At 53.7% G+C, this 21,169-nt stretch carries 14 protein-coding genes and 3 pseudogenes; 8 read left to right on the forward strand and 9 right to left on the reverse strand.

From position 1 onward, the window contains the following. Positions 1–5 precede the first annotated feature (5 nt). From OA238_RS08715 to OA238_RS08730, 4 genes are read left to right on the forward strand one after another with little or no spacing between them, the layout of a single operon-like run. The gene (locus OA238_RS08715) at positions 6–944 is read left to right on the forward strand and encodes an ABC transporter substrate-binding protein (protein WP_015494895.1); all 939 of its coding nucleotides are present in this window, start codon (positions 6–8) and stop codon (positions 942–944) included. Continuing rightward, the gene (gene tenA, locus OA238_RS08720) at positions 941–1,627 is read left to right on the forward strand and encodes a thiaminase II (protein ID WP_015494896.1); all 687 of its coding nucleotides are present in this window, start codon (positions 941–943) and stop codon (positions 1,625–1,627) included. Before OA238_RS08715 ends, tenA begins: the two co-directional genes overlap by 4 nt. Beyond that, positions 1,624–2,349, forward strand: coding sequence for an ABC transporter ATP-binding protein (locus tag OA238_RS08725; RefSeq protein ID WP_044036535.1), 726 nt, complete (start codon positions 1,624–1,626; stop codon positions 2,347–2,349). Before tenA ends, OA238_RS08725 begins: the two co-directional genes overlap by 4 nt. After that, positions 2,346–3,077, forward strand: coding sequence for an ABC transporter permease (locus OA238_RS08730; protein WP_015494898.1), 732 nt, complete (start codon positions 2,346–2,348; stop codon positions 3,075–3,077). The genes OA238_RS08725 and OA238_RS08730 overlap by 4 nt, the downstream gene beginning before the upstream one ends. A 1,021-nt stretch (positions 3,078–4,098) precedes the next feature. On the opposite strand, the gene OA238_RS08735 is transcribed toward OA238_RS08730, so the two are convergent. Next, positions 4,099–6,192, reverse strand: a complete 2,094-nt coding sequence (locus OA238_RS08735) for a S9 family peptidase (protein ID WP_015494899.1) — start codon at positions 6,190–6,192, stop codon at positions 4,099–4,101. An 860-nt stretch (positions 6,193–7,052) separates the two neighbouring features. Here OA238_RS08735 and OA238_RS08755 point away from each other — a divergent pair. The 3 genes and pseudogenes from OA238_RS08755 to OA238_RS08765 all read left to right on the forward strand — a co-directional run. Next, positions 7,053–8,545, forward strand: a protein-coding gene (locus OA238_RS08755; protein ID WP_085982745.1) for an IS3 family transposase whose coding sequence is annotated in 2 segments (ribosomal slippage) — positions 7,053–7,503 and positions 7,503–8,545 — 1,494 coding nt in all. Because the reading frame shifts where the segments join, the coding sequence is not laid out codon by codon here. Between the two features lie 58 nt (positions 8,546–8,603). Further along, the gene (locus OA238_RS34705) at positions 8,604–10,154 is read left to right on the forward strand and encodes a bifunctional DNA primase/polymerase (RefSeq protein WP_015494901.1); all 1,551 of its coding nucleotides are present in this window, start codon (positions 8,604–8,606) and stop codon (positions 10,152–10,154) included. Further along, positions 10,094–10,867: pseudogene (locus tag OA238_RS08765) on the forward strand (substrate-binding domain-containing protein); the annotation flags it as partial. The gene OA238_RS34705 and the pseudogene OA238_RS08765, both read left to right, overlap by 61 nt. 259 nt (positions 10,868–11,126) lie before the next feature. Here OA238_RS08765 and OA238_RS08770 read toward each other — a convergent pair. The 3 genes and pseudogenes from OA238_RS08770 to OA238_RS08785 form a co-directional block, all read right to left on the reverse strand. Next, positions 11,127–11,576, reverse strand: a pseudogene (locus OA238_RS08770) (IS6 family transposase); the annotation flags it as partial. Between the two features lie 21 nt (positions 11,577–11,597). Further along, a complete protein-coding gene (locus OA238_RS08775; protein WP_015494904.1) occupies positions 11,598–12,830 on the reverse strand; it encodes an ISL3 family transposase in 1,233 nt (410 codons plus the stop codon). A gap of 515 nt (positions 12,831–13,345) precedes the next feature. After that, positions 13,346–14,593 carry an IS256-like element ISOan6 family transposase gene (locus tag OA238_RS08785; RefSeq protein WP_015494905.1) on the reverse strand — a complete coding sequence of 416 codons (1,248 nt, stop codon included), beginning with the start codon at positions 14,591–14,593 and terminating at the stop codon, positions 13,346–13,348. Positions 14,594–15,344: 751 nt separating this feature from the next. Between OA238_RS08785 and OA238_RS08790 the strand changes: the two genes are divergently transcribed. Beyond that, positions 15,345–16,421 carry a tyrosine-type recombinase/integrase gene (locus tag OA238_RS08790; RefSeq protein ID WP_015494906.1) on the forward strand — a complete coding sequence of 359 codons (1,077 nt, stop codon included), beginning with the start codon at positions 15,345–15,347 and terminating at the stop codon, positions 16,419–16,421. 168 nt (positions 16,422–16,589) lie between these two features. Here OA238_RS08790 and OA238_RS08795 read toward each other — a convergent pair whose 3' ends face one another. The 5 genes and pseudogenes from OA238_RS08795 to OA238_RS08815 form a co-directional block, all read right to left on the reverse strand. Further along, complete coding sequence (locus OA238_RS08795) at positions 16,590–17,966, reverse strand: FGGY-family carbohydrate kinase (RefSeq protein ID WP_015494907.1); 1,377 nt, start codon at positions 17,964–17,966, stop codon at positions 16,590–16,592. Further along, entirely contained in the window at positions 17,963–18,280 is a 318-nt protein-coding gene (locus OA238_RS08800; protein WP_015494908.1) for an L-rhamnose mutarotase, read from the reverse strand. Before OA238_RS08800 ends, OA238_RS08795 begins: the two co-directional genes overlap by 4 nt. Then, positions 18,277–19,302, reverse strand: coding sequence for an ABC transporter permease (locus OA238_RS08805; protein WP_015494909.1), 1,026 nt, complete (start codon positions 19,300–19,302; stop codon positions 18,277–18,279). The genes OA238_RS08800 and OA238_RS08805 overlap by 4 nt, the downstream gene beginning before the upstream one ends. After that, positions 19,299–20,279: an ABC transporter permease gene (locus tag OA238_RS08810; RefSeq protein WP_015494910.1), complete on the reverse strand. Its 981-nt coding sequence runs from the start codon at positions 20,277–20,279 to the stop codon at positions 19,299–19,301. Before OA238_RS08810 ends, OA238_RS08805 begins: the two co-directional genes overlap by 4 nt. Beyond that, positions 20,276–21,157, reverse strand: a pseudogene (locus OA238_RS08815) (sugar ABC transporter ATP-binding protein); the annotation flags it as partial. The pseudogene OA238_RS08815 and the gene OA238_RS08810, both read right to left, overlap by 4 nt. Positions 21,158–21,169: the final 12 nt, after the last annotated feature.

Here is a 21,169-nt window from a genome sequence, read left to right on the forward strand (position 1 = left end):
CCCTTATGAAATCCATCTTTTTTGCCTCGGCCCTGTCGCTGTGTGCGGCACCTCTTTGGGCACAAGACCAGGTCACCTTGTTGCTGGACTGGTTTGTGAACCCCGATCATGGCCCCGTAATCATCGCGCAGGAAAGAGGCTATTTCGCTGAACAAGACCTTATGGTTGAAGTGATCGCACCCGCTGACCCATCAGCACCGCCAAAAATGGTCGCCGCCGGACAGGCCGATCTGGCGATTTCGTATCAGCCACAACTGCATCTGCAAATCCACGAAGGATTGCCGTTGCAACGGGTCGGTACGCTGGTTGCAACGCCGCTGAGTTGTTTGCTGGTACTGGCCGATGGACCGATTGAAACGCCAGCAGACCTGAGAGGGCGCAAGGTTGGTTTTTCGGTCGGTGGGGTCGAAGAGGCAGTGCTCGGTCATGTTCTGAAAACTCACGGCTTGACGCTGGACGATGTGGAGCTGATCAACGTGAACTGGTCCATGTCGCCGTCATTGATGTCAGGCCAGGTTGATGCGGTAATTGGTGCGTTTCGTAATTTTGAGCTGAACCAAATGGATATCGAAGGTGTGCCAGGCCGCTGCTTTTACGTCGAAGAAGAAGGACTGCCACCCTATGATGAGCTGATTTACGTAGCCAACAAAGATACGATGGACATCGACATGATCCAGCGTTTCCTTGCTGCCACGGAAAAAGCGACGCAATACATCGTCAACCACCCCGTCGAGAGCTGGGAGATTTTTGCAAGCACAGCACCAGAGCTGAATGACGAGCTGAACAAGCGCGCTTGGGTCGACACACTGCCCCGTTTCGCGCTGCGTCCGACCGCGATGGACGTAGGCCGTTATGCAACATTCGAGGCGTTCTTACACGATGCTGGCCTGATCCCCGCGATCAATCCGGTCAGCGAGATTGCCATTGATGTGACATCACAATGACTGCGTCACCTTACGGGGCAACCTTCGCGCTTTTGCGCGCAGGTTGCCCTGAGCCATGGCGCGCCTATACCCATCATCCCTTTGTGCAAGGCTTGGGTGACGGGACGCTGCCACAGGCCTCTTTTTTGCATTACCTTGTCCAAGACTACGTTTTTTTGGTGCACTTCGCGCGCGCGTGGTCGTTGGGTGTCGTGAAGGCCGAAACGCTGGATGAAATGAAGATCTGCGCCAGTACGGTGGATGCGCTGGTCAATCATGAAATGGCACTGCACGTCAAAACGTGCGCGCAAGCTGGCATCGACGAGGCGACGTTATTTGCAGCCAGTGAAGAGTTCGAAAACCTCGCTTACACGCGCTATGTTATGGACGCTGGGTTGCAGGGTGATTTTCTGGATTTGATGGCCGCCCTTGCCCCGTGCTGTTTTGGGTACGGCGAAATCGGCGCACGGTTGGCGCAATCTGCCGCCCCTGATACGCCATATCGCGATTGGATCGCGACCTATGCTGACGATGATTATCAAAACGTCATGGTGTCAGTGGGCCACATGATAGATCGCGCCGTGACACGCCGTCTGGGGGGTGATCCGGCTGGGTCAGCGCGCTGGCTACATCTGCAAGCGCGCTTTACCACGGCCACCCGACTTGAAGTGGCGTTTTGGGACATGGGCTTGCGCGGGGCGTGACACAGGCCCCTGCAATCGATGTGCGCGGCACGCAGTTTATGGATGGCGTTCGCTTGTTCGGGCACATCGACGTGCACTTGCCAGCGGGCCAATGGACCTGTGTTCTAGGGCGCTCTGGAGTTGGAAAATCCACGCTTTTGCGGTTGATTGCGGGGCTGACCTTAGCGGGTGAATTTGACGGTGATATCACGGCATCTGATGGAATCGCCTTGGCAAATCGTATAAGTGTCATGGCGCAGTCTGATTTGTTGCTGCCATGGCTTAGCGTGCTTGAGAACACAGTGCTTGGCGCGCGCTTGCGTGGTCAGGTCCCGGACTTTGACAGAGCTGAAAACATGCTGATCCGTGTGGGGCTTGCAGACCATATGCAGAAAAAACCGAACGCTCTATCGGGGGGCATGCGGCAACGCACGGCCCTTGCCCGCACTTTGATGGAAGACCGCCCCGTTGCCCTCTTGGATGAGCCATTTTCCGCACTGGACGCAAGTACGCGGGCCGATATGCAAGAACTCGCCGCCGAGGTTCTTTTGGGTAAAACCGTCCTGTTGGTGACGCATGACCCCGCCGAAGCCGTCCGGCTTGGCCACCAAATCATGGTTCTGACACCGGATGCAGCCCAACCATGGCTAACCCCTGATATGCCCCCAATCCGCGATCAATATGCCCCCACTACAGTCGCGTGTCAGGCGGCATTGCTTGCCTACCTCAGAGAGGTCCGATGACACGTATTCGCTATGCCTTAGGGGCCTGCGCCTTTGCATTGCTGCTTTGGCAGGGGATTGTATGGCTCACAGGCGTGCCATCATTCATTCTGCCATCGCCTCTGCGGGTTGCGCAGGCTGCGCTGGATAACCGTGTGCTCATTGCTGAAAATGCTTTGGTGACCGCAACTGAGGTGATCCTTGGCCTGATCACCGGCACTGTCTTGGGCGCGTTCACCGCAGTCCAATTGGCCAACTCAGACCGGCTGCACCGATTAGTTATGCCGCTGCTAATTTTTACCCAAGCCGTCCCGGTCTTTGCGTTGGCCCCGATCCTGACGCTTTGGTTCGGCTATGGAATTGCGTCCAAGGTCGTTATGGCTGTTTTGATTATCTACTTTCCGGTCACGTCTGCGTTTTACGACGGGCTAACGCGGGTGCCTGCAGATATCTTGGATATGGCCAAGACCATGGGCGGCACCAAGCGGCAAATCATGCGCCGGATCAAGATCCCGCATGCGCTGCCGTCCTTGGGAACAGGTTTGAAACTTGCTGCGGTTTACGCTCCGATAGGTGCCGTCATTGGTGAGTGGGTGGGCGCATCCAAGGGCTTGGGCTATCTTATGCTTCTGGCTAATGGCCGAGCAAAAACAGACCTGATGTTCGCAAGCCTATTCACGCTTGTGGCCATGACACTGCTTTTGTCTCTGGCCGTTACCAAAGCATCAGACCACCTGAGCAAACCTTGAGCCTTTGGTGCAACAGGTTTATCGGCAGGGCAATCGTTCGCTGCAAAGTAGAAAATTGGTAAAATGGGGCTCCGAAGCATACATGAGACAGCGCAGCGCCAAGCGTAGTTTGGGGCTGCCTGAATGTCGGCTTCCAACCCCACGGGATGGATGGCTCGCGCTTGCAGTGAAAGTCTGCTTCCCGCCCTTTGTAGCAGAATGAAACGCGCAAGCTTGAAGTGTTTGGGTCCTTCCCAGGCTTTTTCCACACAGGTGAAATGCGCACCCCGTTGCATGCAACTCACGGTAAATTTTGAGAGTGCAGGTTTATGTTCTTGTTGTTGTTAAAGTGCGACGCGGACCTGCCACGGTTTAGTGCCGCCCCAAGTGCTCGTTTAAGCCACCTTCCGTTCAAAAGCGACAGGGCTTTCCCACCCCAGTGCTGAATGGCGGCGACGCGAGTCGTAAAAGCCGTTGATGGGCCTTTTGTACAAATTCCACCACTAGAATTCACCACAAAAATCCATCGTTATAGCTGCTCATATCCGCCAGCTACGAAGATGGATTTATAATATAAATCCCGTCAATCCTTTCGTGCAACAAAGCCAATCAGGTGCAGAACATGCTCGTCCCAAACCGCTAAAACCTCGTGCTTAGCGGTTAGATATCGGGCTAGTTAGGGCAAGCTAACGCAGAAGAGCTCTAACCAATTGGCCGTGGTTGAAAGCTGCCTTGTATATTGCAGGATTCTGGTGAGGGTCTTTGCTGTAAATGCCGCAGCCTGAGGGGTCTTCATAAGGCGTGAGTAAAGACCAGGAAGGTAGGTTTGAAGCGGGCAGTGACCATAGAGGGAGAGGGGGGGTTACTAAGGCTAACCGTCCATGGGCCTTCGTCGAATTGTCCGCAGTCAAGGTCGGCTTTGCTCGATGCAAAAACCTGTGAGGCATGCGGCAACTGACCCCCGACGTTGATTTAGCAGTATTTTATTTGGTGCGTGGCTGTGTTTTTATCGGTGTAGGAATAGCCCCTAGTCCGTGATGAATTACCTACCAGTAACCTTCAACGCAAAGGCATAGGATCGCGCCGCATCTTCCAGTGCTGCAAAGCGGCCTGATTTGCCGAAGTGGCCAGAGGTCATGTTGGTGCGTAACATTAGTATATTATCGTCCGTTTTGGTCGCGCGCAGACGAGCCACCCACTTGGCTGGTTCCCAATAGGTCACACGCGGATCTGACACGCCCGCGGTGACAAGAATCGGAGGATAATCCTGCGGCGTGACGTTATCATAAGGCGAATAGGCGTGAATATCCTCAAAGGCCTGCTGGCTTGCGATCGGGTTGCCCCATTGAGACCATTCACCGGGGGTTAGGGGCAGGGTTTCGTCAAGAATCGTTGTTAAAACATCAACGAAGGGCACATCCGCAATGGCGCCAGCCCACAAGTCAGGCCGCATGTTTAAGGCAGCACCCACCAATAAGCCACCAGCTGACCCACCTTGAATGACGATCTGTGCAGGTGCGGTATAGCGTTCGGCGATCAAATGCTGAGCGACTGCAATGAAGTCATGAAAGGTATTAGGTTTGCCGCTAAACTTGGAGGTCTCATACCAGTTCCGGCCCATTTCCTCGCCGCCGCGCACGTGGGCGATGACGTAGATAAAGCCACGATTCACCAGCGATAGACGGCCGCTTGAGAACGAGGCAGGCATGCTCATCCCATAAGATCCGTAGCCGTAAAGCAGGCAGGGTGCTGCCCCGTTCAACGGGGTGTCTTTGTGATACAGGATTGTCACTGGGACCTGCGCGCCATCATGGGATTGGGCCATCGTCCGCACCGTGACGTAATCCAGTGGATCGTGACCGGACGGAATTTCTTGCGTCTTACGCAAAACCTGGTGACCGCTGGACAAATCGTAGTCAAATACCTGCGATGGTGTGGTCGGCGACGTATATGTGAACCGGAACATATCGGTGTCGTATTCAAGTCCGGGATCGCCGCTGAGGCTGTAAGCTTGTTCATCAAATGCGATGACCCGCGCGACCTCGATCGGCTGGCCTCTGGCGACGTAACAGATGCGGGGCAGAGCATTGCGGCGCTCGATCCAGATCAACCAATCTTTGTGGACGATCGTGGAAACGATGCGGCACCCGTCCTCATGTGCGATCAGATCGACCCAATTGGCACGGGACGGGGCCGAGACAGGGGCCGTCATAACCTTGAAATCGATGGCGCCGTCGGCGTTTGTGTGGATGATAAACGCGTCACCTTGATGGTCGATGTCATACTCTAAACCTTGGGTGCGCGGTTCGATAACTACGGGGGCGGCAGTGGGATCAGACGTGGGAATAACGCTGATTTCGTTTTCGTCGTTCATGCCTGTTAGAATGGTGACGAAAGCCCCGGACCGCTGGCGATAGACGTCGACGTCATAGCGGGCGTCATCTTCGCTAAAGACCAGCACATCGTCTGCGGGATCGCTCCCCAATGTGTGGCGGAACACTTTGTTGTATTTGTGGTTTGTATCTGCGCGCACGTAAAACAGCGTTTGCCCGTCGGCCCACGCGACAGATCCCACGTCCGCGATATGGTAGTCCAGATCGGTCCCGTTCTCGACAACGCGAAAGCTCAGGCGATAGAATTCAGAGCCGTTCACGTCCGCCGCCCAAGCCAGAACCTTGTGATCCGGCGAGATCGCTGTCTGACCGAGGTCGAAGTAGTCGTGGATTGCGGCCTGTGTGTTGACGTTAAGCACGACCTGGTCTTTGCCACCGGCCTGCGGCGTGCGTATAAATATAGGGTATTCGGCCCCATCATCGAAACGGGTGCTATAGGCATAGGGACCGTTTTTGTGTGCAACGCTGCTGTCATCTTCTTTGATGCGGCCGCGCATTTCTTTGACCAGTTGATCCTGAAGATCGATTGTGTCCGCCATTGCCGTTTCATAATAGGCATTCTCGGCATTCAAATACGCGGCAATGTCGACGGGGAGTTTGTCGGGTTCCCGCATCGCCTCTTGCCAATTGGGCGCGCGCAGCCAGCCGTAATCATCGTGCAGATCGACGCCGTGAACCTGTGTTGTCAACGGGCGGAGGTCTGCAACGGGGAAGTCTGGCAGGGCTTTAAATGAGCGGCGCATATCGATCCTTTGTGGTTGGTCTATGTCTGTTTGTCGTCGATGCGCAGAAATGACAATGGCAGCCAAAGCGCTTGGAATGGTTTCAGCCCACGTCCAAGGCAGTCGGAATCCTGTTGGAAGGGGGGCTTTGGCGGTAGGGTGCAGTTGGTTATCAAAATATTCACAAATCAATGCTTTATACTCCGCTCACTCCAAAACCCGAAGATCTTGTTCTGAGATGATGCGGAAGTTATCAGTGACCTGATTTTGGAAGTTGTGCCATTGCTCTGGGATAATTTTCCGAAAGAACTTCAGAATGGCTTCGGTAAATAGCTTTTGCGTGGGATAAGCACCCCTTACACCGAAAACCCTGGTCTTTATGAAGTTAAGCAAATGAGATTGCTTGTATAACCTGCTGTGAATAGTAGGCTCCAAATACACGCATAAATTGCATGATGCAGTCAAAGGCATTTCAACCGCAAAGCTGATGTCTTAAAAAATCTATCGGAGACCTCCCAGTGCCCCACGACCGCCTGAAGAGTGAAGATGTAAAATCCCTTGTGGGAAAGCGCCCGCCATCTACCGGCGAACAAGCAGCGATACGCGGATACCTACGTCAGTATGAATATGCCGCTGCGACTCTGTACCGGCTTATGCAAGACGGCCTTCTCGAAAGTCTGTATTTGTGCCCGCCAGAAGCGGGCATTTTTGATGATCTAGTCGTTTTCTCAGATTCTCGAATCGAAGCGGTTCAAGTGAAGAGTGAACATCACGCGACTTATGTTTCACTAAAAACTGAGTTCAAGGCCCCCTCCGTGCCAATAAGGGTGAGACAATTGACTGGCTAAAGTTTACACTTGAGGGCGTAGGAGAACGAACCCATGGTTATGCCTTCACAATCACCACTTTCGCCAGATGCTGGATCTGGAGCCGTTTTGGCCCCGACGTCGCCTCCCCGCGTTGTTAATGCGCCGTTGGCTCCCACAGCGGAACTGACGAGCATCCCGAAGCGACGCAACTTCACAGCCAAATACAAACTGCGCATTCTGGATGAGACGGACCAAGTGGCAGACACTGGCGGGGTTTCCGCCATTCTACGGCGGGAGGGGCTTTATTCCTCTGCACTGACCGATTGGCGCCGTGCGCGGGCGGCCGGCACATTGGGTGCATTGCAGCCAATGCGCCGTGGCCCACAAAAGGCACCTGCCAATCCATTGCAAGCTGAGCTGGCCAAGGCCAACCGTGAGGTGACAGCCTTGCGGCGCCGTCTGGATCAGGCGGAAGCCATCATTGCCATCCAAAAAAAAGTGGTGGGACTTCTGGACGAGATGGAGCAGACGCAAGAGCGCAGCGGCAAATCATGATGGCCGTCGCGATTGCATTGCCCACCGGCAGCGGCTTGACCTCGGCTGTCTGCGCCGCGCTATCATTATCGCGCGCGAGCGTTCTTCGACAGCGTGCGGCGCTGACGGCACCACCACGCACACGCCCACCGCGCGCAGCGTCTTCGCGGGCTCTGCCGGAAAGGGAAAGAGACCAGGTATTGCACCACCTGCGCGAACCCCGCTTTGCGGATCAGACGCCCACAGAGGTCTTTGCCACCTTGCTGGATGAAGGCACCTATCTGTGTTCAATCCGCACGATGTATCGGATATTGGCCGCGCAGGGCGAAGTTGGCGAACGCCGCCGACAGAGCACACATCCCGTCTATCAAAAGCCTGAACTTCTAGCTGAAGCCCCCAATCAGGTCTGGTCTTGGGACATCACCAAGCTGAGGGGCCCGGTGAAATGGTCCTACTTCTATCTCTATGTCATCCTCGACATCTTCAGCCGCCGCGTTGTTGGCTGGCGCGTCGAGCACGCGGAGAGCGCCAGCCAGTTCAAAGAGCTGTTCATCGACGCGATGGAAAAACACGAGGTCCCACGCGATCAGCTGACATTGCATGCAGATCGCGGTGGGCCCATGAAGGCAAAGACGACAGCCCTGATGCTGGTTGATCTTGGTGTGCTCAAGTCCCACAGTCGGCCCCACACCTCAAACGACAACCCGTTCTCCGAAGCCCACTTCAAAACACTGAAATATCAGCCAGAGTTCCCCAAGAACTTTGAAACCATCGAGCAGGCTCGCGCATTCTGCCGCAGGTTCTTTGCATGGTATAACCAAGACCATCATAACGCCGGGATTGGTCTGATGACGCCCGACCAAATCCATTTTGGGCAGGCCCAAGAAATCTACACCGCGCGACAAGCAACACTAGACGCGGCATTCCTCGCCACGCCCGAACGCTTCGTACACAAACCACCAAAACCGCCTCAAATCCCGACCGCCGTCTGGATCAACCCACCAAAACCAACCGAAGAAACCCAAGCCTAAAGTCCAAAAGCCACTGTCTCAAAGTCGTTGACACGTTCCGGCCGGACTATTGGTCTCGATGGTAGATGCATGGACAAGCCTAAAAAATAAGTTTGGAAGGCAAGTAGACCTGAAGTATATCTTCCCCGGCCTTTTTTCCGATCAAGATACCGGTCTCGCAAACAGCGGTACTTCTGGAGGTGCCGACCAAAAAAAACCCATCACCGCGAATGGTCACAAAGACGCGACAAACGACCTTGATCAGGTCAAAAAGTGGTGGACGGAAACGCCAACTGCAAACATTGGGCTTGCCTGCGCTGCGTCTGGCATAGTCGTGGTGGACCCCGACACCTACAAGCCAACGTTCGCTTGGGATCAATTCCGCGTGGAAAAAGGCATTGATGTAATCAAGACATTAACGCAACGGTCGGCGCGTGGCGGGTGGCATTACATCTTTGCGGCACAAGCTGATACCAAGTATCCCGGCAGCTTAGCGGTTGAAGTTGATGTAAAACACAAAGGCTACATCATGCTTGCGCCCTCTAAATTCGAGGGCAAGGTGTATGCATGGCATAACGACGATGACATTGCAGACGCGCCGGACTGGATCAAGGCAAAGGCACCTGTCCGCAATGTTGCCACGATAGCGCCGCAGGTCGATGAACTTACGATTGCCGATGTGTCCGGGCCTATGTTTGTTGAACAGGCGCGGATCGACAAGGCGCTTGATGCGATACCCGCCGCTGAATTGGATTATGGCGATTGGGTGAAGGTTGGCATGGGCTTGTGTCATGAGACTATGGGCGAGGAAAGCGGCTTGGCGCTTTGGGATCAATGGTCGCGACAGGATCCGCGTTATAAAGGCGGCGATGATCTGGCGAAGCGTTGGGCCAAATTCACGGTGGGATCAGATAACCCCGTCACTATGCGGTCCATCTTTGAAATGGCGAAGGCCAGAAAGCCGGATTACCTGTTGCCGGACTGGGCGGCGGGATGGGTTTATAATAAAGCCCTGATGGAGTTTCACCAGCTTGCGACTGGCCATTCAATTAAGCCCGGCGCATTCAATGCCAAATTTACGCGAATGCCGGAGTGCTACGCCGCAGAACGCACCGCGTCCATGCTTGTGTTGCGGCATATGCGGACCGTTGCAAATACCATGTTCTGGCCGTGTGATGATCGGATCATTGGGCATCGCGGGCTAGATTATGTGAACGTCTTTCAGCGGCATGACGTTACGCCTGTTGCGCCGATGACGCTGGACGCTGAATTGGCCGTGCAGACAATTTTAGAACATGCCTATTCACTTGTGGCTGATCCCGCCGAAGCCGAACTGCTGCTAACGTTCCTTGCTTACGTTTACCAGAACCCCGGTAAGCGAGTCAGGTGGGCCATTGTGCTGTTCGGTATTCAAGGCAACGGCAAATCGTTCTGGGTTGAACTGATGAAGCGGTTGATGGGTCACAACGCGGGTGAGGTAGCAGGCACGACAGTTTCACAGCGGTTTACAGGCTGGGCGGTGAACAAGCTGTTTATCGCTATCGAGGAAATCCGCGTCCCGTCTGATAGCAAATCTTCGATCTGTTCACCCGCAAACTTCAGGACAAGGGCCTGCGTCCGCTGCTTATGAACCTGAGCGATGAACAAGACGCGCTGACCTCCGTGCGCCGCTTAAAGCAATATTCGGTCGACGGCGTTATAGTCTCGTCTTCTACCTTGCCGCCAGAATTCTCCAAGGCATTTCGCGACGCAGGCGTGCCCGTAGTCAACAGTTTTGGGCGCTTTTCAACCACACCGGACGTCCATGTTGTCGGCGTCGACAATTCCGAATGTGGTAGCATGGCGGCGCGCGAACTGGCGGCGCGCGGCTATGCCTCAGTTGGCTTTATGGGCGGGCCGGAAACCGCCACGTCGACGCAAGACCGCTTTCGCGGCTTCTCGCAAGAACTCGCCAAACACCCCGACGTCGCGCGACGCCATTCGTTTGCCAGCGATTATTCTTTTGATGCAGGCCGCGCCGAAATGCAGCGCCTCATCGCAGACGGGCCCCTCGCAGAGGCTTATTTTTGCGGCGACGACGTGCTGTCCATCGGCGCACTCTCCGCACTTGCGGACGCAGGTCTGAACGTGCCGCGCGACATCGGCATTATCGGGTTCAACGACATGGAAATGGCACGCTGGGAAAACATCAACCTGACCACAATCGGCCAGCCAATCGAACAGATCATCCATTCGTACGTCGAACTGATCGTTGCGATGCTGGATGATCCCGACCGCTACCCCGAGGTCCGCCTGTTCCCGTGCAAAATGGTAGAACGGGGCACCCTGCGCCCCGTTCCATAGTCTTAACACTTTGTTAATAAACGATAACCTTATCCGCGGATAAGGTCACCTCAGATACGTTCATCTGAACAACGCGTCATCTAAACGTAGGAGGCCTTGCGTCCACCCATTCGCCATCCGCCTTGGCCGATGCTACTGCCTGATGCACCGCCGCTATGGATCGCAATCCGTCCTAAGCTGTAGGCAACCCGTCGAGGACTTCTCCAAGGGTATCGTCAAGTTATTGCCTCCAAGCCGCAATGGGGGTCACCGGTTTGTTTTACCCTGCCTTTAGCTCACACGTGATGTCGTCCCAAATGCTGTGAGCATCTGAGCGAGATTGGCGATAGGCAGGGGCGGATAGTTTGTGGCGGCGAGGGCGAAAGATTGTTTGGACCTGATCATGTACGGACAGAAAGCGTTGCGCTTGGCGGGGTGATTTGAACCTCCCCATTATCTTCTCTCGTCGCCGGGTGGGCCTGTGCGAAACTTCCGCTCGATTATTCAATCCCTTGTGGGCACGATGGTCGATACCAGGCGCCAGTTTCCTGAGGGCCGCCCCATAACTTCCCAGTTTCTCGGTAACAAGGACGCGCAGTTGACCGTATTGCTTGAACAATTTGCGAAAGAAACGGTCTGCTGCCTTTGTATTGCGGCGTGACTGTACAAGAATATCCAGCACGTCACCCTTGCTATCAACAGCGCGCCAAAGCCAATACTTTTTGGCTCTTCTCCGCTTTGTTGAGTTATTCTAGGATTTCAAATAGAACATAGATTGATTATCTGGGATGGATGATTGTCTAATTTTGAGTTTGAAGTATTCGGTATCCCTGATGCCCCTGGCTCGTTTGCGGATCATTCCTATACTGACATTACCAGCCTCTATCCTGGCGCTTGTCAGCTTGTGTTTCGCGTAGTTGCATATGCCCACACAATGTTTTCTTAGGGATTTTGCGAACTTTTTCAGATAGAGCATGTGTGACTGATCTGCGATCAGGCACCAATTTTCCAGTTGCTCTGACATCCCCTCAAATGATGGGGCGCTCCACAGAGCCTGAAGCTGTTCTTTTAAGACGTAAAGCGTATTCAGGTTGCTATTGCTCTCCAGCAACGTTTGCAGCTTGTTACTTTGTTTTTCATTCAACTTATCCGCATTTTTGAGCAACAGATAATGCGTGCCCTTCATCAACTCTTTACCACTTGGATCGGCCTTCCTGAACTCAAGGCGACGCTGATTATGGATAGCCTTGCTGTAGTTTTTCATGACGTGGAAACGGTCAAATACGATGTCGGCCATCGGCAAGGACTCCCTGACAGCCTTTTGGTAGGCAGGCCCCATATCCATCGACACGGCCTTTATTTTATGGGCTGTATCTGGCCGCAGCTGTTTCAAAAACCTTGAAAAAACTTCGGCAGTTCGACCGGCTTCCACCCAGATCAGATGCCCTCCGACCATATCGTAGACCACCGTCATATAGTCATGACCTTTCGCCCGGGCCACTTCATCGACACCAATGTATTCCAAGCCAGCAAGCTGTGCGAGATCAAGCGCAGGGAGCGTTTCCATCAGGTATGCCTTGTCGATATTCTTTACCGTCTCCCATCGTATACCTAAATGCCTGGAGACAGCCAGAATGGATAAATGACGGCACAATCCACTGATAAGATGGCAAAATCGATGGGTGAAACGGCACCCTTTATCAACAAAAGGACACGCCTCAATGCGGCGCTCACCCTTGCTAATAAAAACCTGCGCTAGCTCAATCTCAATCACACAAGGATACCCAAAAAACGGGATGTCGTTTACTTGTCGGCGAATATGTTGGTTGATGCTACCCTTCTTGCCGGTTGCAGGGTCTATAGCGCTCCTGCGGGCATCCCGACTGCACTGAACAATAACCTTCGCACAGTCTTCAGCCAGCTCAATTTCATTTACACGTTGCCCCTTCAGGCGTAAAATATGTTGCGAGATGTCGATGGTCATATACCTGCCCTATGTAAAGTTGTCAGAAACCTAACATATCAACAGGTTACTTGATGGTCGGCATCTTTTCTTACTCAACAAAGCGGAGAAGAGCCGATTCCGCTTTGTAACACAAAATAGAACACTAAAAAGCAGGGCCGGGACGTTGTTTCCGGCCTTTTTAGTTATCAAAATGACTGCTTCTTAAGGGCGGCGGGGGCGCAACACCCTCTCCAGTGAACGCGCTGCCAGCGTTACTAGCCACGAGCCCACCAATCTGTATGAAGAGTAATTCTGCAATTTCCTGCATCCTCACTTCGTTTGGAATCCGCCGCGTGCCTGTTTCCAGATATCGATCAGAGATAATTATATTTGTGTTTTGAATTTCCCAAATAAGTTTCTTGTCGCGAACGCTAACAATTAGGCCAGTCTCTTCGCACTCATCACATGCCTTGCCAACTTTGTGACCCAATGCCTTAAGGCTAACTGGTGTGCCGCCGGAGTTATTGTCAAATCTGGTGTTTGAGTATTGTTGGTCATGCGGTGATCTGGTCGGGGTTTGTGGTTTCGATTCCGTCTTTGAACGTGACGCCTGTGATGACTTTTGCGAGGTAGTCAAAGCCGCGTAGCTTCCTCCAATTTTGCTCAGCACATTGCCCCAGTTTGAACATCATGTGCAGCATGCCATCGTGTGACAGGCAGCCCTTTGAACGCTTGGTACGATGCCGGATCGTCGCGAAGGCCGATTCAATTGGATTGCTAGTGCGGATGCTTTGCCAATGCTGCGCCGGGAAGTCGAAGAATGCCATGAGTTCCTCACGATCTTTTTGCAGGCATAGTGTGGCCTTGGGGTATTTGGGTTCGTAGGTTTTGATGAACAGATCGAACGCCTTTTCTGCATCGACTTTGGTCTCGGCCTGCCAGATGTCGTGCAGCGCGGCCTTGGCTTTTGGCTGAGACAGCTTGGGTAAACAATTGAGCACGTTCATCGTTTTGTGTTGCCAACAGCGTTGATGGCGGGTCTCAGGATAGACTTCGTCCATGGCCGCCCAAAACCCCATGGCACCGTCCCCGATGGCCAGTTTGGGCGCATTCATGCCTCGGCTTTTGAGGTTAAGCAGAACCTCGCGCCAGCTCTGCGTGGACTCGCGCACCCCATCCTCAATTGCCAGAAATCGCTTCTTGCCACGGGCAGTTACCCCAATAATAACAAGGGCACAGAGCTTGTCATCCTCGCCCCGAAGGCCGCTGTGAACGCCGTCGGCCCAGATATAGACGATGGGCTCGTCATCTAACTCAGCGCCTTTCCAAGCCTCGTATTCATTGGCCCAATCGCGTTTTAAACGCGAAACCGTATTAGCCGACAAGCCAACGGCATCTGGGCCCAGAAGAACCTTGAGGGCGGGAGCCATCTCGCCGCTGGAGATCCCTTTGAGGTAAAGCCATGGCAAGGCCGCTTCCAGCGTCTTCGTGCGGCGCACATAGGGCGGCACCAGGGCAGACCGGAATGTCACCGGTGTGCCGTCCTTGGACCGAACCTTTGGAATGCGCACGCTCACAGGGCCAATGCCCGTTTGAAACGGGCGGGCCGGATGATGTCCATTACGCACGACTGCCGCGTGACCGGCATCGGTGCGTAAGCCGGTAAATTGCGCCAAATAACTGACAAGCTCAGCCTCAACTGCTGTCGCGATCAATTGTTGTGCTCCCGTTTTCAGCAACTCCGTCAACGCGTCCGTCATCTCGTCTCGACGCGCAAAATCAACAATGTTAGTAGTTCCCATGGTGGTGTATCTCCTTTGGTTGGGCTGCTGTCTTCCAACAACAATTCAACCAGATACGCCGCCAACCTTCAAACCACTCAAACACCAGATTCAGTCATAGCTCGTGCCGCCGTGCAGTAATAAGAAGGCCTTAAGGTAAAGTTCGATCGATAAAGCAAGCAGAACACGAATAGGGCAGTCCTCAAGATAACAAGGTAAGGGAGTTACTTGACTTTGAATGCACAAAGCAGCCGCTTGATAACTTCTAGCGGTATTGACGTATGCAATAATTGGATCGTGAATGCTTGTCATATTTACAACCTAAAGAACGTAAGCCTGTTACCCCAGACGTTACCCCAAGGCATGATTGACAAAGACTTATGGAGTAAAAAAACCCTCTAAGTCATTGACCTAAAAGGCTTATTATGGCTCCGGCGGTAGGGATCGAACCTACGACAAATTGATTAACAGACAACTGCTCAGTCAGACCCGATGATATTTCTTCACGTTCGGTCGGATGCAGGGCCAAGAGTGGCCTCTTTCGCACTACTGGCGATAGTCATCTTGACGCCCTCAAGCCTATGAAATAGTAACCAATTACTGAGAGGTCGTTGTGTAATGGTTAAGACCCCAGTTTTCCAAACAAGAGTTCTGAGTTTCATACAGTATTACTGAGCACCTTACTGTTTCTTTTTGTTGACTTTTATTTTGCATTGGGTCGCATGGGGTAGCGCACAGTTGCGTGGCGTTACCTACAAAAGGCCGACAGAATATGCCAAAGCTTACAGAGACGTTTTCTAACAAATTGCCGCATGCGAAAGCAGGGACGGACAAGTACTGGGACGCTGAAATCAAAGGGCTGGTGCTCTTCGTAGGGAAGCGCTCGAAGACCTGGTACTTTCAGAAGGACGTTGGTGGCCAGACCAAGCGTATTCTGATTGGCCGGTTTCCAATCATCTCGGCGCAGGCCGCACGTCAGACGGCTCTCGGGTTTGCCTTGGAGATGGGCAGAGGGGCAGGGAAGGCGGCTCAGATTGGCGCGCCCACTTTGGAGGCCGCAATGGAAGTGTATCTGGCACGTCCAAAGCTGCGTTCTGAGACCAACAAGATCGGGATGCGCGCCCAGCTTACGCTTCATCTGAAAGACTGGATGCGCTTGCCGCTGGACGAGATCAGCAAGGCGATGACAGTACGCCGTCATCACGACATGGCTGGATCGCCGTCAGCCGCCAATCATGTGCTTCGCAGCTTTCGCGCCATCTACAACCATGCCCGCCGGACTTGCGATCTGCCGGAATGTCCGACCATGGCAATCGAGTGGTTTGAAGATAAGCCGGACGGGCGGATTATTGAGAACCTGAAGCACTGGCGGAAGACGATTGATGATCTGCCCAATCCAATCCATCGGGTATTCTACGAGCTGCTATTGTTTACCGGCCTTCGCAAAACTGAAGTGTTCACCTTGAAGTGGGATCAAATACTGGAAGACCGGATTCATCTGCCAATGACCAAGAATGGCCGGAGCTTCGACCTTCCAATCTCGCAATTGCACCATGAGATATTGGCACCACTTCGCCCTCTGAGCAGCGACTGGGTGTTTCCATCACCAAAATCAGAGACAGGTCACATCACGAGGCCGGTAAGGCTCAAGTATAATCCGCATATGCATCGCCGAACATTCGCGACGGTTGCGATGGAAGCAGGCGTGCTGGAGGAAATCGTGGGGCGGCTTCTGAATCACACGCAGCTGTCGATCACTGGGCAACGATATGTGCGGCCGTCGTTGGATGCGTTACGTCCGTCGATGGAGATTGCGTGCGCCGAACTCCTGAACCGCATCGACAACTGAAAAGGTATTTGAAAAGAGCACCTTAGTCCGCCCTGCAGCGAAGGGCCGGTCTGAGCCCGAGTTACAGTTGCTGCAAATTGCACAGACGCCACCAATGGGCAGAAAACTAATTTTTTACAGGGGCGTAGCACAAGCAATCAGCGTGGAACGCTTTTGTCTGCAAATTATTTATCCCGATTCAACAATTGAGCGCCAACGGCAAGCGTAGGTGTCGTATGTTGGGAGATCAGTCGAACCAAGCGCTTGAACGGGTGCGGCCAGCCGCGCGCTTTTACCCATCAATAAGGCTGCTCCGATGCTTGTTCCCGTTTCGGCATCACTCGTCAAAACTGGGCGACCCGTGGCTGCGCCAAGCATGGCTATGAATTCAGCATTTCGTGCGAACGGGCCTTCGACTATGGTTGGGCCAGCGGCTCCGGTTAACCGCAAGCAGGTGTCGGTCATCATGGCGAGGTAGAACGACAATGCTACCGATCTGCGTCCAGTCCCTACGTCAGGCTTTTTCCCGCTCCAGGACATTTGTTGTCCTGGGTAGGGTCCTGTTCGGGACTCAACTGAAGGTAAGATCATCAGTGATGACGCCAGAACGCCATTTACATCGTTGGCTGTCGGGGCTGTTATGTGGCCCTGCTGAATCAGTTCGTATTCACGCCCACCCATGAACCGCGCGCTGGGAACGGCGTGACCGCGCGCGTCTACGTTGATCAACGTGTCGCGCTGCGGATCAAGCGGCTGATCAGCGCCGTCAATCGACATCACGATGACCCATGTTCCTGTGGATACGACTGAAAAAGGGCCTTCTTGCGTCAATAAATATGGAAAAAGCGATGCGTTTGAATCGTGGATGCCGACGCTTACTGGGGTGTCAGTCAGCAGCCCCGTGGACTGAGAAATTTGTGCTAAGATCGGACCGAGTATATCGGTGGATTTGCGCACCTGTGCGATCTTTCCTTCAATCCCTAGCGCTTTGCGCAAGTCAGAAAACGCGCCTTCACGCGGCAACCAAAGGTCGGTATGGCACCCGATTGACGTCATATCCGTCGTGGCGATGCCAGTAAGGCGATATGCCCAATATTGAGGATACGTCACAATTTGTGCGATCCGATCCCGCAAGGATGGGTCAATCATGAATTGGTAATGGATCTGCGCACCGACATTCAGCCCACCTGCGAGCTTAGGTGATCCGGTCAAGGCGAAGTCTGGCTTGAGAGCATTGTAGGCAGCAATAATTTCGGAGGGGTATTCATGTTCGTAATCAATGACGGGTGCTGCGAGTGTTCCGTCATTGGCCAGCAAAACTGCGCAGGCACCGTGGGTTGTTACGGAAATAGCGTCGATGCCGTAATCACGGTGAAAATGGCCCAAGGCGTTGAGGAGAAATGCCCAATGTCCTTCAACATCATAGTGCGGCCAAGGCGGGCCTGGCAGTACGACATTGGGGCGAGTGACGACCGCCAATTCGGTCAAGCTTTCTAAATCGACGAGCGCGAGTTTTGCGTTGGTTTTGCCAATGTCGATGACGGCAATGTGGCGCGGGGCAGTCATGACAGGTGAAATAGCAGTGTCAGGGGCAAGGCCACGGGGGAGTTGTCTGCATTGGTGTCCATGATGTCAGCCATGTATGCCCACCATTTTTGCATCACTGGATCGTCGGACAACGCGCTCATGCTGTGATCCACCGTTCGAGTCAGAATCCCGATTAAGTGGCCAGTTTCTTCATCGAGGTGGATAGAATAATCACTGACACCAGCGTCGTGCAGCAGGCCCACCAGTTCGGGCCAAATTGCGTCATGACGGCGTTTGTATTCGTCGGCCATTCCATCGTTCAAGCGCATGCGGAAAACGTAACGTTCACTCATGTCTTGCGCCGCGCTACGACCATCGTCCAAAGGCGCGGCAGGGCAATGACACCAATAAGAAGCAAGCCAATGAAGATCGACATGACGATGCCTGGAACGTTCAGCAGGCCAAGCCCGAAGGTCACCAACCCCATAACAAACGCCGCAATCACGACACCGGGGATCGTGCCGGACCCACCCAAGATGTTGACGCCGCCAAGGACGACCATCGTGACCACCTCAAGCTCCATTCCCGTCGCAATGCTGGGCCGTGTTGACCCAAGGCGCGAGGTCAGACAGATTGCCGCGACGCCGGACATCAGGCCGGTCAGAAGGAATAGGATGAATTTCACGCGGGCAACACGGATGCCACTGAACAAGGCACCTGTAGGGTTGTTGCCAATCGCATAGACCGTTCGACCGAAGTTGGTTTTGTGCAAAAGCACGCCGTAGATCAAAGCGATGATGACGAACAACAGCATTTCAACCGTAAAGACCCAATAAATATAACCCTGCCCAAACCATGAAAAGCTGGCCGGATAACCGCGAAACGCTTCATCACCAAGGATGATGTAACTGATGCCACGAAAAAGGCTCATCGTGCCGATGGTGACGACGATGGATGGAAGGCCCAGAACGGTCACGAAAAAGCCGTTGAACGCGCCACACAGCAGGCCAACAATTAGCCCGATGGCAATCAGTTCCGGCGTCCCTGCGCCATATTGAACGGCCAATCCCATTGCCGTGCTTGCAAGCGCGATGATGGATGCGACGGACAGATCGATCTCACCCGAAATAATCAATAATGCCATGGCAAAAGCGATCATCGCCTTTTCAGTAAAATTAAACGTCGCATCGCTTAGATTCCAAGCACTGAGGAAGTAGGGCGAGGAAAAGCTGTTGATAACGAAGATCGCAATTGCCACGGCAAGGAGCAGCGCCTCCCAGCTTTTGAAAATGCGCATGGCGCGACTGTTTAGACGATCAGGGACGTGGCGGGTTTGACCCGTATCATGTGGTGTATCAGGCGTTGCATCGATCATTGTGTGGTCTCCGCAGGCTTTAGGATAATCCGTCCTTTGGCGCGCCCTGCGCGAGCATTGAAAGCCACGGCAATCAGAATGGCGCTGCCAGAAATCGCCAACTGCCAGAACGGTGAGATATTGACGACGGGTAGCGCGTTTTTCACAACCCCGAGGAAGATTGCGCCAAGGACAGCGCCGCCAACCGATCCGATACCACCGGCGATTGAAATGCCACCGATGACGCAGGCCGCCACGACCTCAAGCTCAAATCCGCCAGCGATGTCGACGTAGGCAACCGCATAACGTGCGACCCAAAGATAACCAGTCAGCCCAGCCAGCGCGCCCGACACGACGAAGGCCCAGAACTGCGTTTTGCCAACATTTATGCCAGTATAAACGGCCGCATGCGGGTTGCCGCCGACCGCGAAAATTGAGCGTCCGAAGGGCGTGCGTGCCATCATGATGCCAAAAATGATGATCGTCATGACTGCGGTCCACGACATGACCGGAAGTCCTAGAAGAACCGTACGGGGAAAGCCCGTGAAGGCGGGCGACATTTCGTGTGAGTTGACCCATTTTCCGTCTGAAATCAGAAAGATAACTCCGCGAAAGATGGTCATCGTACCGAGTGTTACAACGATGGGTGGGATTGACAGTTTCCAGACCAGAATGCCATTGATCGCGCCCATCATTGCACCAATCATGATGGCAATCGTGATGATGGCAGGTATTGGCAGGCCGGGCATTACGACGTTTATCATCGCCACAGCCATGCCCGTTAGCGCCAAATTTGCCGCCACCGACAGATCAATACAACGCGTCAGGATCACAACCATCTGGCCAAGTGCAAGGATGATCAGGGGTGCAGTGTCGTTGAACACATTGGCTAGATTGAACGGCGCAACGAAGCCTGAAAAACGTGATGCGACGAGGACAATCAGGACCAAAATCGCACAGGCAAGAATTGTTTCGCGAACAGGAATGATGCGGGTCATGCCGTTGGGCTTTCTGCAGTAGTGGTGATGCCAGCGGCGTGCCGCACCAGTGTTTCAGGCGTCAATTCGTCACCAGCCAATTCGGTGGCGATCAAGCCGTCGCGCATAACGATGACGCGGTCAGACATACCGATTATCTCTGGGATTTCGGAACTGACCATGATGACGGACAGGCCCTGTGATGCAAGTTCTGCCATGAATTCATGCACGGCGGCTTTGGACCCGATGTCGATGCCTTTGGTTGGCTCATCAAGGATAATAACTTGCGGTTGCGTGGCTAGCCATTTGGCAATGACGACTTTTTGTTGGTTGCCCCCGGATAGGTTGCCAACGTCTTGATCCAGTGAGGCCGCGCGAAGGTCCAACCGTTCGGAATATTCCCGTGCAAGTTTGAATTCTTCTGCAAGTTGCAGAAAACCCCTTCTTGAGGTGCGATCCAGGGATGGCAGCGTGATGTTCTGGAAAATCGGCAAACCGATGATGGCCCCCTGTTTACCACGATCTTCGGGAACGTAGACAATTCCGTTGTTCACCGCGTCAGCTGGGGAGCGGATAACCCTGATTTCGCCATTGATCCGGCACACGCCCTTGCTTGGCTTGGTGATGCCGAAAAGGGCTTGCATGAATTCGGAACGACCCGCGCCGACGAGGCCGTAAAAACCAAGAATTTCACCGCGGTTGAGGGTAAAGTTAATGTCGAAAAATTCTGTCGGGTGCGCGTAACCAACGACCTTCAGGACTTCATCACCTAGGTCATGAATACGGGCGGGAAAAATCTGATCCACGGAACGGCCAACCATCATCGTGACAAGTTGGTCTTCGGTTATATCGGAAATCACCCCCTCCCCGACAAATGCGCCGTCACGAAAGACCGTATAATACCAGTGGCC

Source organism: Octadecabacter arcticus 238, from assembly GCF_000155735.2.
GTDB classification, from domain to species: Bacteria; Pseudomonadota; Alphaproteobacteria; order Rhodobacterales; family Rhodobacteraceae; genus Octadecabacter; species Octadecabacter arcticus.

What these genes read in the sequence shown, in the direction of transcription:
- OA238_RS08810 (WP_015494910.1), bottom strand. Translation starts at nt 20,279, where the DNA reads ATGACCCGCATCATTCCTGTTCGCGAAACAATTCTTGCCTGTGCGATT.
- OA238_RS08715 (WP_015494895.1), top strand. Translation starts at nt 6, where the DNA reads ATGAAATCCATCTTTTTTGCCTCGGCCCTGTCGCTGTGTGCGGCACCT.
- OA238_RS08800 (WP_015494908.1), bottom strand. Translation starts at nt 18,280, where the DNA reads ATGAGTGAACGTTACGTTTTCCGCATGCGCTTGAACGATGGAATGGCC.
- OA238_RS08735 (WP_015494899.1), bottom strand. Translation starts at nt 6,192, where the DNA reads ATGCGCCGCTCATTTAAAGCCCTGCCAGACTTCCCCGTTGCAGACCTC.
- OA238_RS08785 (WP_015494905.1), bottom strand. Translation starts at nt 14,593, where the DNA reads ATGGGAACTACTAACATTGTTGATTTTGCGCGTCGAGACGAGATGACG.
- OA238_RS08790 (WP_015494906.1), top strand. Translation starts at nt 15,345, where the DNA reads ATGCCAAAGCTTACAGAGACGTTTTCTAACAAATTGCCGCATGCGAAA.
- OA238_RS34705 (WP_015494901.1), top strand. Translation starts at nt 8,604, where the DNA reads ATGGTAGATGCATGGACAAGCCTAAAAAATAAGTTTGGAAGGCAAGTA.
- OA238_RS08805 (WP_015494909.1), bottom strand. Translation starts at nt 19,302, where the DNA reads ATGATCGATGCAACGCCTGATACACCACATGATACGGGTCAAACCCGC.
- OA238_RS08775 (WP_015494904.1), bottom strand. Translation starts at nt 12,830, where the DNA reads ATGACCATCGACATCTCGCAACATATTTTACGCCTGAAGGGGCAACGT.
- OA238_RS08730 (WP_015494898.1), top strand. Translation starts at nt 2,346, where the DNA reads ATGACACGTATTCGCTATGCCTTAGGGGCCTGCGCCTTTGCATTGCTG.
- tenA (WP_015494896.1), top strand. Translation starts at nt 941, where the DNA reads ATGACTGCGTCACCTTACGGGGCAACCTTCGCGCTTTTGCGCGCAGGT.
- OA238_RS08795 (WP_015494907.1), bottom strand. Translation starts at nt 17,966, where the DNA reads ATGACTGCCCCGCGCCACATTGCCGTCATCGACATTGGCAAAACCAAC.